We start from the raw sequence: 14,597 nt of genomic DNA, 5'->3' as shown, positions 1-14,597 counted from the left end.
ACCTTAAGCCGTCGCAATCGCCAGAATTGGCTGGGAGGTCGGTTTTCCGGTGGGTGAGCCACCGGCTGGCTCAACGGTAACCGCCACCACATCACCTGAGGCGAACGAGTCCGTGACGAACATCGTGTCTTCGCCCTCGGAAGGGCGCATGAGGCCAAGCGAGGTCGCCTTCTCACCGCGCACGATCCACAACTCGTAGTCCTCGCCCTTTTCGGCGGGTGCCATGTTTTTCGCGACCAGCACGGCGCGGCCCTGCGCGTCGGACCAGTGCAGAGTCGCCGTGGCGTCCCCCACCTTCGCGGTCTGTGAACCCGCGTCGGGTGCCGATTCGATCTCTTGCAGTGCAACAATCGCGGGAGCCTTCGGCGCGAACGACTCCAGCATGTTCGGACCAAACAGCACCAGCGTGAAAAGGATCACCGAGGCGGCGAGCGCAAACGCACCCACACGCCAGGCGCGTCGAGGCGTCGGCTGATCCTCACCGCCAGCCGAGGCAGGCTCAGGATCGGCTCCGCCTTCGCTCAACGAAGCCACCACCTGCGGCACCGCGTCAATCGCTCCGAGAATCTGGTCTCGCAGCTCCGGGCGGGGCGGCACCTCGGGCAGGCTCCGCCCGAGCCCGGCCGCAACCGCGAGGTCTTCGTCAACAATCTGTTGCCACTCGGGGTGAGCGGCGAGCGCGGCCCCGAAAGTCTGCTCTTCTTCCGGAGAAAGCGCACGCAGCGCGTGTCCCGACGAGAGGTCGCGGAACTCTTGGGGATTCATCGCGCCACCTCCATTTCTGTTCTGAGTCGCGACAGACCGTCACGCATGCGAGTCTTGATGGTTCCGAGTGGAGCACCGACGAGAGCCGAGATCTCGCGCTGGCTGTAGCCGCCGAAGTATGCGAGCACGATCGTCTGGCGCTGGGCCTCGGGCAGGGTGTCGAGGGCGCGTGTGGCCCTCGATCCGTCAATGAGTAACTGAACGTGATCTTCAACCGATGCCACCGGTGAATGCAGATTCTGCAAACCAACCTGTTCTTCGCGGCGAGCGCGTGATGTGGCGGAGCGCACCCGGTCGACAGCGCGGCGATGGGCAATCGTAAGGATCCAGGATCGTGCGTGTCCGCGATCCTGATCGAACGAAGCCGCCGACTGCCACACCTCGAGGAAGACCTCTTGCAGTACCTCTTCGCTCTGCGAGCGATCAACGAGCACCCTCAAGATCAGGCCGAACACCCTGCCCGACATCATGTCGTAGAGTGCGGCAAAGGCGGTGCGGTCGCCGCAGGCAGACTGGGCAAGAGCAACGTCAGCAGGATCACTCCCGCTACCGTCCTCCGGTATTTCAACCCCGTCAATAACCATCTCCATAAGCATGCCCTATCCACCTCCTCCTTCACTCCCCTTGACACCTGACTGTTACCCGAAGGTAAATGAGTAGACCTGGAGGCCGGGTGACACCTTCACTTGCAGGTTGCCCTTGGTCACGTGGTTCCCTGCCAGCACCTCGTAGGAGCGCGGGGTGCCACTCACCTTCACCACTTTCAACGTTTTCCCGTCGCGGCTCACGGCGAGGGACCCCTCGCCCGCCACGACGATCCTCACCTCGCTGGCATGATAGGTCAGCTGGATCGTGCCCTCCTGCTTCGCTGGGCTCGCGAACTGGGTCTGCACTTTCCAGTCGCCACTCAGCGCGAAGGTGTCTTTCTTCTGGTTGTCGGGCAGTTGATACTCGCGCTCACCCGCGCTGTACTGTCCTGGCCCAGCAAAGTTGACATCTTTTGAGGATCCGAGGAAGGTCTCCGGGGTCGTCGCGCCCCGCTCTGGGGTGCGGTCTGCGACCTCGGTCGCTGCTGGCAGTCGTGCGTCGGGGTTCGCATCTTTCAACAGTTCTCGAATCATCTTCTCCGTCGCCGCGTAGTTGCCCTCGCCAAACGAGATGTGCCGCACGGTGCCCGTTGCGTCGATCAGGTAGTGAGCGGGCCAGTAGCGGTTGCGATAGTTGGTCCAGGTAGAAAGGGTGTTGTCGAGCGCGACCGGGTAAGTGATACCGAAGTCTTTGGCCCCGGCTTCCACGTTCGCCCGCTCCTTTTCGAACGCGTACTCGGGTGAGTGCACACCGATCACCCGCAACCCCGCGTCTCGGTAGGCCTTGTCCCAAGCAACAACGTGAGGAATCGAGCGCTGGCAGTTAATGCAGGAGTACGCCCAGAAGTCGACGAGCACCACGTTGCCCTTGAGTTCCTTCAGATCGACCGGGTCGCCATTTGGTGTATTCAGCCACGAGTCGATTCCCTTAATGCTCGGCGCGGTGCCACACGATTCGAGCTCCACGGCTCCGTTGGTGCACTTGTCGAGGTCGCGGTTCTCGTCGGTGACGAGTCCACCGAGGTTGAGTGCCCGCTCCCCGCGTCACTCGAGGCAAGATCTTTCTGCAGCCCCGCGGTGTAGTCGGGCAAGAGGCGCTGTATTGCCTGCGGCACGTTAAACGCGAGCCCCACGGCCAGCGCTATCATGGCGATGGCGGCGGCGATCCGAATGCCGCGCTCCTTGCTGCGGAAGAACTTGATGCGCTCGACCAGCCCGCGGCCCGCGAGGGCAAAGATGAGCAGCGGGATCGCGACGCCAATCGCAAACGAAACGGTCAACAGCACCGTGCCCACGCCTATGGTCCCCGTCGCCCCTGCGACAATAATCGCCGCGAGCACGGGTCCCGCGCACGGCACAAACACCGTGCCGAGAGCGAGGCCCATGCCAAAACCGTTGCCCTTTTCGTTGACCTTGCGCCGCGGCAACCACTGGAACGGTTTCTCAAGCAGTTGCTCAAAACGCGGAAACAGCATTCCAACGCCGATGATGAGCAGAACCGCGACGCCCGCCCAGCGGATTGTGTCTTGCGGCAGTGACAGCAGCCCGAGCAAGAGGGATCCCAGCAGCGTGACAATGGTGAAGCTCGTGACGAGCCCCGCGATCACGAAGTAGGGCCTGCTGCGCGGTGCCTCGATCACCTCGGGTTTGTTGCCCGCTCCCGCCGACTGTGCGCCCGCGGTGAGAAAGATGACCGGTAGCACCGGCAAAATGCAGGGCGAAATGCCTGTGATGAGACCACCGAGTAGGCCGATCAGAATGGTGTCCATTTGGTTCCTCCGAGCCTCCGGTGTTGCTATCACAGAGCTATTCGGAACCGAGGGGTTATTTGGATTGGTGCGGCTCTTGATCCTGAATCCAAAAAACTTTTCAAAAATTTCCCATCCACTTTCGCGAGGGCTCCGAATCACTCTCAGACCGCGGAACACCGCGGTGGACCACTCGAAGAGGAGCACGTCATGTTTACGACCAGGAAGACCCTCACCGCAGCCTTCGCTCTGACACTCGTTGGCGCGTTTGCCTTGACCGGCTGTTCAATGGAGGACACGTCGAAATCGGCCGAGCAGGAGCAGACCACTCCTGAGGCAACCACACCAGACAACAGCGACAGCATGACCACTGCCGATCCGGCAGCGAATCTTGTCGGGACCGGCTGCGCCGCCTACGCCGAAGCAGTACCGGACGGTGCAGGATCCATCATGGGCATGTCGCAGGATCCCGTCGCAGTCGCGGCGTCGAACAACCCCATGCTGAAGACCCTGGTCACGGCGGTGAGTGGCAAGCTGAACCCCGACGTCAACCTTGTTGACACCCTCAACGGAAGCGAGTTCACGGTGTTTGCACCGGTCGATGATGCGTTCGCCAAGATCGATCCGGCAACCATCGATTCGCTGAAGACCGACAGCAAAACGCTGACCTCGATCCTGACCTACCACGTGGTGCCCGGCCAAATCGAACCGGCCGACATCGCGGGAACCCACAAGACCGTAGAGGGGAACACACTCACGGTGACCGGCTCTGGTGACTCGCTCAAGGTGAACGACGCGAGTGTGATCTGCGGCGGCGTGCAGACGGCAAACGCAACGGTCTACCTCGTAGACACCGTGCTGATGCCACCGGCAAAGCAGTAGTCAGTAACCAAACTAACCACAGGAGGGTGAGTGCGATTCGCACTCACCCTCCCGAAGTTTTGCCGCTATTGTGCGTCGCGCCAGTAGGTTTGCACTCGCTGCCCGCCAGCCAGCTTGATCTGCCCCTGCGGCTGGTAACCCTCACGCTCGTAGCGCGCATCGTTGGCCGGGTTCGACGACTCAAGATACGTGTCGGTGCCCGCCGCGTCGTAGCGCGCGGTCGAAAGCCGCAGCAGACCCATGCCCTCGCCATTGCCGCGGGCCTCGGGAGCAACCGCGAGCAGCGAGAGATAGGCGTGAGGCTTCTTCGGCCGAGCCTCACCGAAGACATCACCCGCATCGAACAGTGCCTGCGCGGGTTCTGGCGGCAGAATCCGCTTCACCATTTCGGCGTAGGCGTCGTGCGAGTCGGCCGCGACCTCGTCCTCCCCCGGCGGAAACCAGATCGCAAGCGCCCGGATCGCGCCGTCGTCGCCCACCACCACCAGCGACTCATTCCAGCGCAGTCCCTGGTCAGCCATGAAGGTCCAGTACTCGGTTGCCTGCGCGCGACGCTGCTCGGCATCGGGAAACGTAGGCCCCCACACCGGATCATCGAAGAACGCCTCCGTCAGCACACGCGCGATCTCGGGCAGGTCGGTGGCGACGGGGTGGCGAACATTCTGGGGCAGAACGAAGTCGGTCATGTGGTGATCCTACCCTCGAAGTTTCGGGCTTATGTGATCGCCGCAGCCCGGGGTTCCGCAGGATCGGCATCCAGCTGCAACCGGTACCCCATTCCGGCCTCGGTCAAGATATGCACGGGCTCGCTCGGGTTTCGCTCAAGTTTCTTGCGCAGCTGCGCGATGTAGAGCCGCAGATAGCCGGAATCGCTCACGTGGTCGGTGCCCCAGATGCTCGAGAGCAAAGTCTGTCGCGTCACCAACTTGCCCGGGTTACGTAGGAGCAGTTCTAGCACGTGCCACTCTGTGGGAGTCAACCTCACGTTGTGAGTCTCGCCACCGTCGATGCGCGTCACACTGTGCGAGGCGAGGTCGACCAATACCCCTCCAAAAGCCACCACGGGGTCGGGCTCGTGCTGAGGCGCACGCCTCGTGAGAGCTCGAATACGCGCGAGCAGCTCCTCAATCGAAAACGGTTTCGTCACGTAGTCATCGGCACCAACGTCTAGCGCTTCGACCTTGTCGGCTGCCCCGGTGCGGCCAGAAACCACAAGTATCGGTGCGGCCGTCCATCCACGAATCCCTTGGATCACAGTCATGCCGTCCATCTTCGGCATGCCGAGATCGAGCAGATAGATGTCGGGCTGATGGTCGACGGCCATTGACACGGCTGCCGCACCGTCTTGCGCGGTGAACACCTCGTACCCCTTAGCCGTGAGGGTAATACTCAGCGCACGCAGAATCTGCGGATCGTCGTCCGCGATCAGGATCTTAATCACCCGTTCCATCGCCTCGATCCCCTATCGAACCCGCTCCTGCCTCGGGCAGCGCTATCACCATCGTAAGTCCTCCGCCCGGTGTGTCTTCTGGTTGCAATTGTCCGCCCATACCCTCGATAAACCCCTTAGAAAGTGCGAGCCCCAACCCGAGGCCGGTCGAGTTATCGGTGTCACCAAGGCGCTGGAACGGCACAAATGCATCATCGCGCCGCTCGGGCGGAATCCCCGGGCCGTGGTCAACGATACGTATCTCGACCACGTGATCGAACTCACTCGTGGTGATGCGAGGCCGTTTGTCGGGCGGACTGTGCCTCGCTGCGTTCAGCAGCAGATTGACGATCACCCGCTGCAGCAGCACGGGATCGGCCGCGACCGCCGACACCTCAGCGTCGAGCGAGATCTCGACCTGATCCGGCCCGAACTCCAGCTCATCGAGTGCGGTTGCGATGACCCCCGAGCAGTCAACCGGCATCAGGGTAATACCGAGCACTCCGGCTTGTAGACGGCTCACGTCAAGCAGATCGGTGACCAGCTTGGCGAGGGCCTGCAGGCTCTCGTCGGCTGTGGTGAGGAGCTCCTCGCGATCCCGCTCGCTGAGGGCGGCTCCCGCGCTGAGCAAACCACCGACCGCAGCGCTCGCGCTCGCGAGGGGCCGCCGCAGGTCGTGGCTCAATGCGGAGAGCAGGGCGCTTCGCACCCGGTCGCTCGCGGCGAGCGGTTCGACCTCGCTGGCCGCGTCTTCGAGGTCACTGTGTTCCAGCGCCGCGTTGAGTTGAGCAGCGATCACCGCGAGCAGGCGTCGCTCGGAGGCCTGCAACTCGGAGCCGTACATCTCGAGGGTTGCGCCGTCCTCCAAGTCAACGGTGTTGGTGGGCGGCACCGCTGGCGCAGCGGGTGTGCCCGATTCGGCGAGCGTACGATCCGGCTCCACAAGGCGCACGTAATCTAACCCGAACGACTCCCGCGTACGCTCCACCAGCGCCGGAATCGCTTCCTCGCCACGCAGCACACTGCCCGCAACGGTCTGCAGCATCTCAGATTCTGCTGCCGCACGGCGGGCGACTCGGGTCTGGCGCGCGGCGCGATCCACGATGAAACTCACCAGAATTGCAATTGTCACGTAGAGCACGACCGCAATCATGTGGCTTGGCTCGCTGATGGTGATGGTGTGGCGGGGATCTATGAAGAAGTAATCGAGAGTGAAGCCCGAGAGCAGCGCGGCGAAGAGCGCTGGCCAGATGCCACCGATGAGTGCCACAACTACCACGAGCAGTTGGTAGCTCAGCACCTCGGAGGTGATCGACTCCGGAACATGCATGGCTTTCAGAGCCCAGGTCAGCAGAGGTCCACCCGAGAGCGCGAGCAGAAAACCCGCGATGCGACGCTTCAATGAAAGCGCCCCGCCGATCCTTGGCAGCAGGCTGCCGCCGCCCGCGGCCTCGTGATTGACGATGTGTACGTCGATGTCACCGGCCTCACGAATCACGGTGGCACCGATGCCGGGGCCCGTGAGCAGCGCGGCGATCCTGCTGCGCCGGCTCACACCCAGCACGAGCTGCGTCGCGTTAACCGAACGCGCAAACTCCACGAGAGCAGTGGGGATGTCTTCACCCGCCACCTGATGGAAAGTCCCACCGAGTTGCTCAACGAGGCGCCGCTGCTCCGCAACGGCCGCGGGGTTCGTGCTGCGCAGACCGTCTGGACTGATGATGTGCACCGCAATCAGCTCGCCACCCGAGGAGCGCGACGCGATCCGCGCGGCCCGCCGCAGCAGCGTCTCACCCTCACGCCCGCCAGCGAGCGAGACCACGACGCGCTCCCTGGCCTCCCAGGTCTTGTCGATGTTGTGCTCGGAGCGGTAACGCATGAGCGCCTGGTCAACCTCGTCGGCGAGCCAGACCAGGGCAAGCTCGCGCAGCGCAGTCAGGTTGCCAAGGCGAAAATAGTTGGAGAGCGCCGCATCGATGCGCTCGGCGGGATAGACATAGCCGTCGGAGAGACGATCACGCAGTGCCTGCGGCGCGAGATCAATGACCTCAACCTGGTCTGCATTGCGAAGCACCTCATCGGGCACGGTCTCTCGCTGAGGAATGCCGGTGATGCGCTCAACAACGTCGTTGAGCGACTCGATGTGCTGAATATTGACGGTGGTGATCACGTTGATGCCCGCTTCAAGCATCTCTTCAACGTCTTGCCAGCGCTTCTCGTTGCGGGTACCCGGAGCGTTTGTGTGGGCGAGTTCGTCAACGAGCGCCAGCTGCGGGTGCCTTCTGAGCACGGCATCGAGATCCATTTCTTCGAGCTCGATACCACGATGGCCGAGACGACGCATCGGAAGCCGCTCAAGCCCCTCGGTCATCGCTGCGGTCGCCGCGCGGCCGTGAGTCTCCACGATCGCGATCGCCACGTCTTTGCCCTCCCCAACGAGGCGGCGCCCCTCCTCGAGCATCGTGTAGGTCTTACCAACGCCGGGGCAGCGCCGAGCAGCACACGCAACCGCCCGCGTTTCGACACGACTACCTCTCTGTCAGCTCATCAAGTGCCAGATTGAGCTCCAGCACGTTTACTGTCCGCTCCCCAAGTATCCAAGATTCCGGCCCTTAGTGTGAGCCTCGACCAGTTGCCGCACGCGTTCGGCTGAGATGCCGCGGGCCTCAGCGACCCGATCGACCTGGATCGCGGCGTACTCAGTGCTGATGCTGGGATCGAGCCCCGACGCCGACGCGGTAACGGCATCGGCCGGCACCCTGCTCTCGAGCACCCCCTCAAAATTTGCGATCGCTTCTCTGCGATCCCTAATCGACTCAATTAGCTCGGTGTTTTCCGGGCCGAGATTGCTGCCACCCGAGGCTTTTCCGTCGTAGCCACCCGCCGAAGGCCGCATCTGAAAGTACTCCGGAATTGGTGCGCCCTCCGCATCGGTGAAGCTTTGGCCGATAAGCGAAGATCCCACCGCCACTCCCGATTTGTCGTGCACCATTGAACCGTTGGCCTGGGCGGGAAACAGCAACTGACCCACACCCGTCAGTAGCACGGTGTAGGCGACACCGAGCACCAGAGTGAACAGTGTCAGGGCACGAACCGCTACCCAGAGTGTCCGGCTTGTGGACCGCATTGACGTGTTCAAGACGTCCTCCTTAGAATCCTGGAATTATGCGAACAACGAGGTCGATCAACCAGATACCGACGAACGGGGCGACGACGCCACCAAGGCCAAAGACCAACAGGTTGCGACGCAAAATACTGGAGGCATCACCCGGGCGATACTTAACCCCGCGCAGGGCAAGCGGGATCAGGAACACGATCACAATCGCGTTGTAGATGATTGCGGAGAGCACAGCAGAGGCCGGTGAGTTGAGGCCCATGAGGTTCAGAGCAGCGAGTTGCGGGAAGACCCCCATGAACATTGCGGGCACGATCGCGAAGTACTTCGCCAGATCGTTGGCGATAGAAAAAGTGGTGAGTGATCCGCGCGTAATGAGCAACTGCTTGCCGATGCGCACCACTTCAAGAAGCTTCGAGGGATCAGAGTCAAGGTCGACCATGTTGCCAGCTTCCTTCGCCGCCGAGGTGCCGGAGTTCATCGCAACACCCACATCGGCCTGCGCCAGGGCAGGAGCGTCGTTGGTGCCGTCACCCGTCATAGCGACGAGCTTGCCCCCCTCTTGCTCTTTGCGAATGTATGCGAGCTTGTCCTCGGGAGTTGCCTCTGCAAGGAAGTCATCAACGCCCGCCTCTTTTGCTATCGCGGAAGCAGTAAGTGCGTTGTCACCCGTCACCATCACGGTGCGAATGCCCATCGCGCGCATCTCGGCGAACTTCTCGCGCAATCCTTCTTTCACCACGTCTTTCAGGTGAACGACTCCGAGCACCCGCCCCTCGCCCGCGGGGTTCTTCACCGCAACGGTCAGTGGGGTACCACCACTCTGCGAGATTCCAGTGATCTTCTCCTGGAGTTCTGCGGAGAGCGCGGCTGATGGCGCTTGTCCATCGGCTTCGAGCCAAGCAGCCACCGCCGATCCCGCGCCCTTTCGAATTTGGGTGCCGTCAGGCAGATCAAGCCCCGACATGCGCGTTTGAGCAGTGAAGGGAACGATCTCACCGACCGCACCGCGGTCAATGGCGAGGCCACTACCCTCGGTTATCAACGCCTCTGCGAGCTCAACGATCGACAAGCCCTCTGGCGTCGGGTCGGCAAGCGAGGAAAGCGCCGCCGTGCGGATCAGCGTATCGCGATCCACCCCGGTCAGCTCCAAGAAATCGCTCGCCCTGCGATTGCCGTACGTAATCGTGCCGGTCTTGTCGAGCAACAGCGTTGTCACGTCACCCGCCGCCTCGACCGCACGACCCGACATTGCGAGCACGTTGCGCTGCACAAGGCGATCCATACCCGCGATGCCGATGGCGCTGAGCAAGGCGCCGATAGTGGTCGGGATTAGGCAAACCAACAGCGCCACGAGCACCGGCACACTCACTGGTGCCGCCGCGTACGAGGCAATCGGATTGAGGGTCAGCACGACGACCACAAAAATGATCGAGAGGCTGGCCAGCAAGATATTGAGTGCGATCTCGTTCGGTGTCTTCTGCCGTGCCGCACCCTCGACCAACGAGATCATGCGGTCAACGAAGGTCTCACCCGGCTTCGAGGTGATCCGCACCACAATCCGGTCCGAGAGCACCCGCGTGCCGCCGGTGACCGCCGAGCGGTCGCCACCCGACTCACGCACCACGGGTGCAGACTCACCCGTTATCGCGGACTCATCAACTGAGGCAATGCCCCACACGATGTCGCCGTCGCCCGGGATCAGGTCGCCCGCCGCCACCACGACAACGTCGCCCAGGCTCAGCTCTGACGAGGCGACACTAGCGAGGGTGGCGTGTTCAACCGCCGGGTCGCCTATCTCGTCGTAGTTTTCGACCAGGTTCGCGACGGTGCTTGTGCGCGTCTTGCGCAAGCTCTCTGCCTGCGCCTTACCGCGACCCTCGGCAACCGACTCGGCCAGATTTGCGAACAGCACCGTCAACCACAGCCAGATCGCGATCGCAGCTGTGAACGATCCAGGCACCTTTGTACCGCCCGATTCGGCAGGGCCGCCCAGAAACGGCTCCGCCAACGCGAGCAACGTCGTGAGCATCGCCCCGATCCAGACGACAAACATGACCGGATTGCGCAGTTGCTCGCCTGGATTGAGCTTGTGGAAGGCACCGGGTAAGGCCGCGCGAATCTGCGGCCAAGAGAGACCGCGGGAAGCAGGCTTTGTGCGGAGGTGATGCTCGGCCGGCTCAGCTTGCACAGCGTGGTCGGCCTCGGTGTTCGGAACAGTCGTGAGAGACATGGTTACAGCAGCCCTTCCGCCAGTGGACCCAGCGCCAGAACGGGAAAAAACGTGAGTGCGCTCACCAAAACGGTGACCACGGTGAGCAGCCCGACAAACAGAGGGCCGTGCGTTGGCAGTGTGCCAACGGTGCTTGGCACACGATCCTGAGCCGCCAGCGACCCGGCCAACGCCAGCGCAAACACAATCGGTAGGAAGCGTCCGAGCAAGATGGTCACTCCCAACGCGACATTCAGCCAAGGGGTGTTCGCGGTGAGACCGGCAAACGCAGATCCGTTGTTGTTGGCGGCTGAGGTAAAGGCGTACAGCGCCTCACTCATGCCGTGTATGCCGGGGTTGAGGATCGAAACCTTTGCAAGCTGCTCGCTGACGCCCGGCAACGCGAAACTCAGCGCGGTTCCGGTCAACACAAGAGTCGGCGAGACGAGAATTGTGAGCGCCGCAAGCTTGATCTCCTTTGGTCCGAGCCGCTTGCCAAGGTATTCCGGAGTACGCCCAATCAGCAGGCCCGCAATGAATACGGTGATGACCGCGAGGATCAGCATCGCATAGAGGCCCGAGCCAACCCCACCCGGCGAAACCTCGCCAAACATCATGTTCAGCATGGGCATCATGCCGCCGAGTGCCGTGTAGGAGTCGTGCATCGAGTTAACGGCTCCGGTCGAGGTGGCAGTGCTGGTCGTCGCAAAGAGCGTAGAACCGAGGATGCCGAAGCGCTGTTCTTTGCCCTCCATCGCGGCGCCCGCGAGTTGCGGTGCCGCACCGAGTCCCGCGGATTCGAGAATCGTAAGGATCACAAACGATGCCGTGTAGAGCGTCGCCATGACTCCAAGAATCGCGTACCCCTGGCGATTGTCGCCGATCATCTTGCCAAGGGTTCGCGGCAGTGAGAACGGGATCGCAAGCATGAGCACCATCTGGAACAGATTGGTGAGGGCCGTCGGGTTCTCGAACGGGTGGGCCGAGTTTGCGTTGAAGAAGCCGCCGCCATTTGTGCCGAGCAGCTTGATCGCCTCCTGCGAGGCGACAGGCCCACCCGGGATAGCCTGTGCACCACCCGCAAGCGTCGTGACGTCAGAGAAGCCGTTGAAGTTCTGGATCACCCCACCGATCATGAACACGATCGCGGCAAGTGTTGCCAATGGCAGCAGCACCCGCACGGCACCGCGGGTCAGGTCGACCCAGAAGTTACCGATGGTGCCGGATCGGCGCAGCGAAAATCCGCGCACGAGCGCGATTGCCACGGCCAGCCCGACGGCTGCCGAAACGAAGTTTTGCACGGCGAGGCCAGCGAACTGCACCGTGTAGCCAAGGGTCGTCTCGGGCGCGTAAGACTGCCAGTTCGTGTTACCGACGAACGAGGCGGCCGTGTTGAAGGCCAGATCGGGCGAGGGGGCTTTCAGGCCGAGTGAGTACGGCAGCCACGGCTGTAGCCGCTGCAGCGCATAAAGCAGCAGCAGACCGACCACCGAGAACGCGAGCACACCACGCAGGTAAGCGCGCCAGGTCTGTTCGGCTTTCAAGTCGACACCTATGAGCCGGTACAGACCACGCTCAATCCACCAGTCTTTGCCAGAGGTGTAGACCCAGGCCAGATAATCACCGAGCGGCCGGTAGATGACCGCGATGATCAGAGCGACAGTAGCGAAGGTGAGGATCGCAAGAAGCCATGCCATCAGAACTTCTCCGGCTTTACGAGCGCAATTACCAGGTACACGAGCGCGCCAATCCCGAGCACGCCCGCGGCAGCCTCGAACACAATCACAGCTTCTCCACCGCCTTAGCCAGCAGACCGATGGCAGCAAACAGGGCGATCACGCCAACTACAACCAGGATGTCGAACACTTTGAGTCTCTCCGATACCACTCGCCGGTTTTCACCGGACACCCTTTGGGGTGCAAGATCAGGTTTAGCCCTACGCGGAGGTGAATTGAGAGATCCTAACGGTATCCATACGGTCAAACGCCGAAAGCTAACGGGATCCCTACGGTCATGCCCGCGCACGGGAAGCGCTTCTTAAATGCGGAGATTTGACCGGCTTCGGGCTGATTCCGAATTTTTGTCCGAGATGGGGCAGTTTTCCGAGCTTAGAAGTTCACCCAGATCGGCCACTCACCGCATCTCATAGGCTGGAGGTATGCGCACCAACTTACGAATGGGGCCTGCGCTCTCCCAAATGCGCAACCTGTTGCCCTCGCGGGCGGACTATCGTGGGCTGCGCAAAACTTGGCGAGCTGATCTTGTTGCGGGGGTGACGGTAGGGATCGTCGCCCTGCCACTCGCCCTCGCGTTTGGGGTCAGCTCGGGCGCGGGCGCGGAGGCCGGACTCATTACCGCGATCGTCGCGGGCCTGGTTGCGGCGGTGTTTGGCGGCTCGAACGTGCAGGTCTCTGGCCCCACCGGCGCTATGGTGGTGGTGCTTGCGCCGATTGTGGTGGCACACGGCATTGGCGCCGTTGCGGTTGTCAGCATTATGGCCGGGATCATCGTGCTGGCGGCAGGAATCGTGCGGCTCGGCCGTGCCGTGAGTTACATCCCGTGGCCGGTGATCGAGGGATTCACCGCGGGCATCGGCGTCATCATCTTTTTGCAGCAGGTGCCCTCCGCGGTGGGCGTTGAGGGGACCGGTCACTCCACAAACGCCGTCGTCGCAGCATTCCAAGCAATCGGTGAGGCAAGCTGGCCCGGTGCCCTGCTGCCAATCGGGGCCGTGTTGGCGGTTGCTGCGATCATGTTGCTGCTGGGTAGGATCAGCGCCGCGCTGCCAGCCTCCTTCATTGCCATCGTGGTTGTGTCCCTTATTGCCGTGGTGACACAGTTGCCACTCGACACCATCGGGGCACTGCCTCAGTCCCTGCCCGCACCGTCGATCCCCTCGCTGAGCCCGGAGCTACTCGCAAGCCTCACCGGCCCCGCCCTCGCGGTCGCCGCACTCGCCGCCATCGAATCACTGCTGTCGGCGCGGGTCGCAGCCACACTGGCAGACACGGGACAGGTCAACGCGGATCGCGAGCTCGTTGGTCAGGGGCTCGCGTCACTCGCGTCGGGGCTCTTCGGTGGCATGCCCGCGACGGGGGCCATCGCGCGCACCGCGGTCAACGTGCGCAGCGGGGCCAAGACTCGTCTCTCGTCTGTTATCCACTCGCTCGTTCTGATGCTGGTTGTGCTCGTCGCAACCTCCGTCGTTGCGCAGGTGCCACTCGCCGCTCTCTCGGGAGTACTCATGATGACCGCGGCTCGTATGGTGTCGCTCTCGACCATGAAGCGTGTCGGGCGATCCGGCCGCTCAAGCGCCGCCGTGTTTGCGATCACCCTGTTTGTCACCGTCGCGTTCGACCTGATCATCGCTGTGTTCATCGGTCTGGCGGTGGCTGCGTTCTTCGCGCTACGAGCGCTCAGCCGCTTGAGCGGCGCTCACCGGCGAGAACTGTCCGGCGATCCCGAACCCGGTGATGAGCGCATCGCACTGTTCCAGATCGAGGGGTCCCTCTTTTTTGGGGCCGCCGATCGCCTCGTTGACGAAATCACCAACGAACCGGGTGTGGAGGTTGTGATCCTGCAGCTCTCCGCCCTGCAGTTCATTGATGCCACGGGTGCAAACGCTCTCTCTGAGCTCGTGGGTGCACTTGAGCAGCGTGGAGTGACGGTGCTTATTAAGGGGATCAGGCCCGAGCACCGGCCCATGCTGCAGAAGCTCGGGGCGATTGATGCGCTGCGGCATCCCAATCACCTCTTCACCGAGCTCGATCCCGCGCTCGCACACGCGCGGTCACACATTACGCGGTCTGTCGAGGGCATGCGAGATACGCGTCCCTGATCGTGCGGTCGAAGTTCGGGA

At 62.5% G+C, this 14,597-nt stretch carries 11 protein-coding genes and 2 pseudogenes; 2 read left to right on the top strand and 11 right to left on the bottom strand.

What is annotated here, in order from left to right; genetic code table 11:
* Window positions 1-3: 3 nt before the first annotated feature.
* From G7066_RS01385 to G7066_RS15470, 4 genes are read right to left on the bottom strand one after another with little or no spacing between them, the layout of a single operon-like run.
* A complete protein-coding gene (locus G7066_RS01385; protein WP_166328471.1) occupies window positions 4-765 on the bottom strand; it encodes an anti-sigma factor in 762 nt (253 codons plus the stop codon).
* Window positions 762-1,361, bottom strand: coding sequence for an ECF RNA polymerase sigma factor SigK (gene sigK / locus G7066_RS01380; RefSeq protein WP_205881489.1), 600 nt, complete (start codon window positions 1,359-1,361; stop codon window positions 762-764). The genes G7066_RS01385 and sigK overlap by 4 nt, the downstream gene beginning before the upstream one ends.
* A gap of 42 nt (window positions 1,362-1,403) precedes the next feature.
* Window positions 1,404-2,318: a thioredoxin family protein gene (locus tag G7066_RS15475; protein WP_244303142.1), complete on the bottom strand. Its 915-nt coding sequence runs from the start codon at window positions 2,316-2,318 to the stop codon at window positions 1,404-1,406.
* Window positions 2,261-3,121, bottom strand: coding sequence for a cytochrome c biogenesis CcdA family protein (locus tag G7066_RS15470; protein ID WP_244303141.1), 861 nt, complete (start codon window positions 3,119-3,121; stop codon window positions 2,261-2,263). Before G7066_RS15470 ends, G7066_RS15475 begins: the two co-directional genes overlap by 58 nt.
* 189 nt (window positions 3,122-3,310) lie before the next feature.
* Here G7066_RS15470 and G7066_RS01370 point away from each other — a divergent pair, with 189 nt between their 5' ends.
* Entirely contained in the window at window positions 3,311-3,982 is a 672-nt protein-coding gene (locus G7066_RS01370; protein ID WP_166328469.1) for a fasciclin domain-containing protein, read from the top strand.
* 65 nt (window positions 3,983-4,047) lie between these two features.
* Here the strand turns inward: G7066_RS01370 and G7066_RS01365 are convergent, their stop codons facing one another.
* From G7066_RS01365 to G7066_RS01335, 7 genes and pseudogenes are all read right to left on the bottom strand, one after another.
* Window positions 4,048-4,668: a GNAT family N-acetyltransferase gene (locus G7066_RS01365; RefSeq protein ID WP_166328467.1), complete on the bottom strand. Its 621-nt coding sequence runs from the start codon at window positions 4,666-4,668 to the stop codon at window positions 4,048-4,050.
* A gap of 29 nt (window positions 4,669-4,697) precedes the next feature.
* Window positions 4,698-5,420, bottom strand: a complete 723-nt coding sequence (locus G7066_RS01360) for a response regulator (protein ID WP_166331845.1) — start codon at window positions 5,418-5,420, stop codon at window positions 4,698-4,700.
* Window positions 5,416-7,937, bottom strand: a pseudogene (locus G7066_RS01355) (DUF4118 domain-containing protein). The gene G7066_RS01360 and the pseudogene G7066_RS01355 overlap by 5 nt, the downstream one beginning before the upstream one ends.
* A gap of 2 nt (window positions 7,938-7,939) precedes the next feature.
* Window positions 7,940-8,538 (bottom strand): annotated as a pseudogene (kdpC, locus tag G7066_RS01350) (potassium-transporting ATPase subunit KdpC).
* A gap of 22 nt (window positions 8,539-8,560) precedes the next feature.
* Entirely contained in the window at window positions 8,561-10,759 is a 2,199-nt protein-coding gene (kdpB, locus tag G7066_RS01345; RefSeq protein WP_166328463.1) for a potassium-transporting ATPase subunit KdpB, read from the bottom strand.
* A 2-nt stretch (window positions 10,760-10,761) separates the two neighbouring features.
* Window positions 10,762-12,435, bottom strand: a complete 1,674-nt coding sequence (gene kdpA / locus G7066_RS01340; RefSeq protein WP_166328461.1) for a potassium-transporting ATPase subunit KdpA — start codon at window positions 12,433-12,435, stop codon at window positions 10,762-10,764.
* The gene (locus G7066_RS01335; RefSeq protein WP_166328459.1) at window positions 12,435-12,524 is read right to left on the bottom strand and encodes a potassium-transporting ATPase subunit F; all 90 of its coding nucleotides are present in this window, start codon (window positions 12,522-12,524) and stop codon (window positions 12,435-12,437) included. Before G7066_RS01335 ends, kdpA begins: the two co-directional genes overlap by 1 nt.
* 372 nt (window positions 12,525-12,896) lie before the next feature.
* Between G7066_RS01335 and G7066_RS01330 the strand changes: the two genes are divergently transcribed.
* A complete protein-coding gene (locus G7066_RS01330) occupies window positions 12,897-14,576 on the top strand; it encodes a SulP family inorganic anion transporter (RefSeq protein ID WP_244303139.1) in 1,680 nt (559 codons plus the stop codon).
* Window positions 14,577-14,597: the final 21 nt, after the last annotated feature.

The sequence above is a fragment of the Leucobacter coleopterorum genome (genome assembly GCF_011382985.1).
In the GTDB taxonomy this organism is placed as follows: Bacteria; Actinomycetota; Actinomycetes; order Actinomycetales; family Microbacteriaceae; genus Leucobacter; species Leucobacter coleopterorum.
This window is presented reverse-complemented; position numbering and strand designations above follow the sequence as displayed.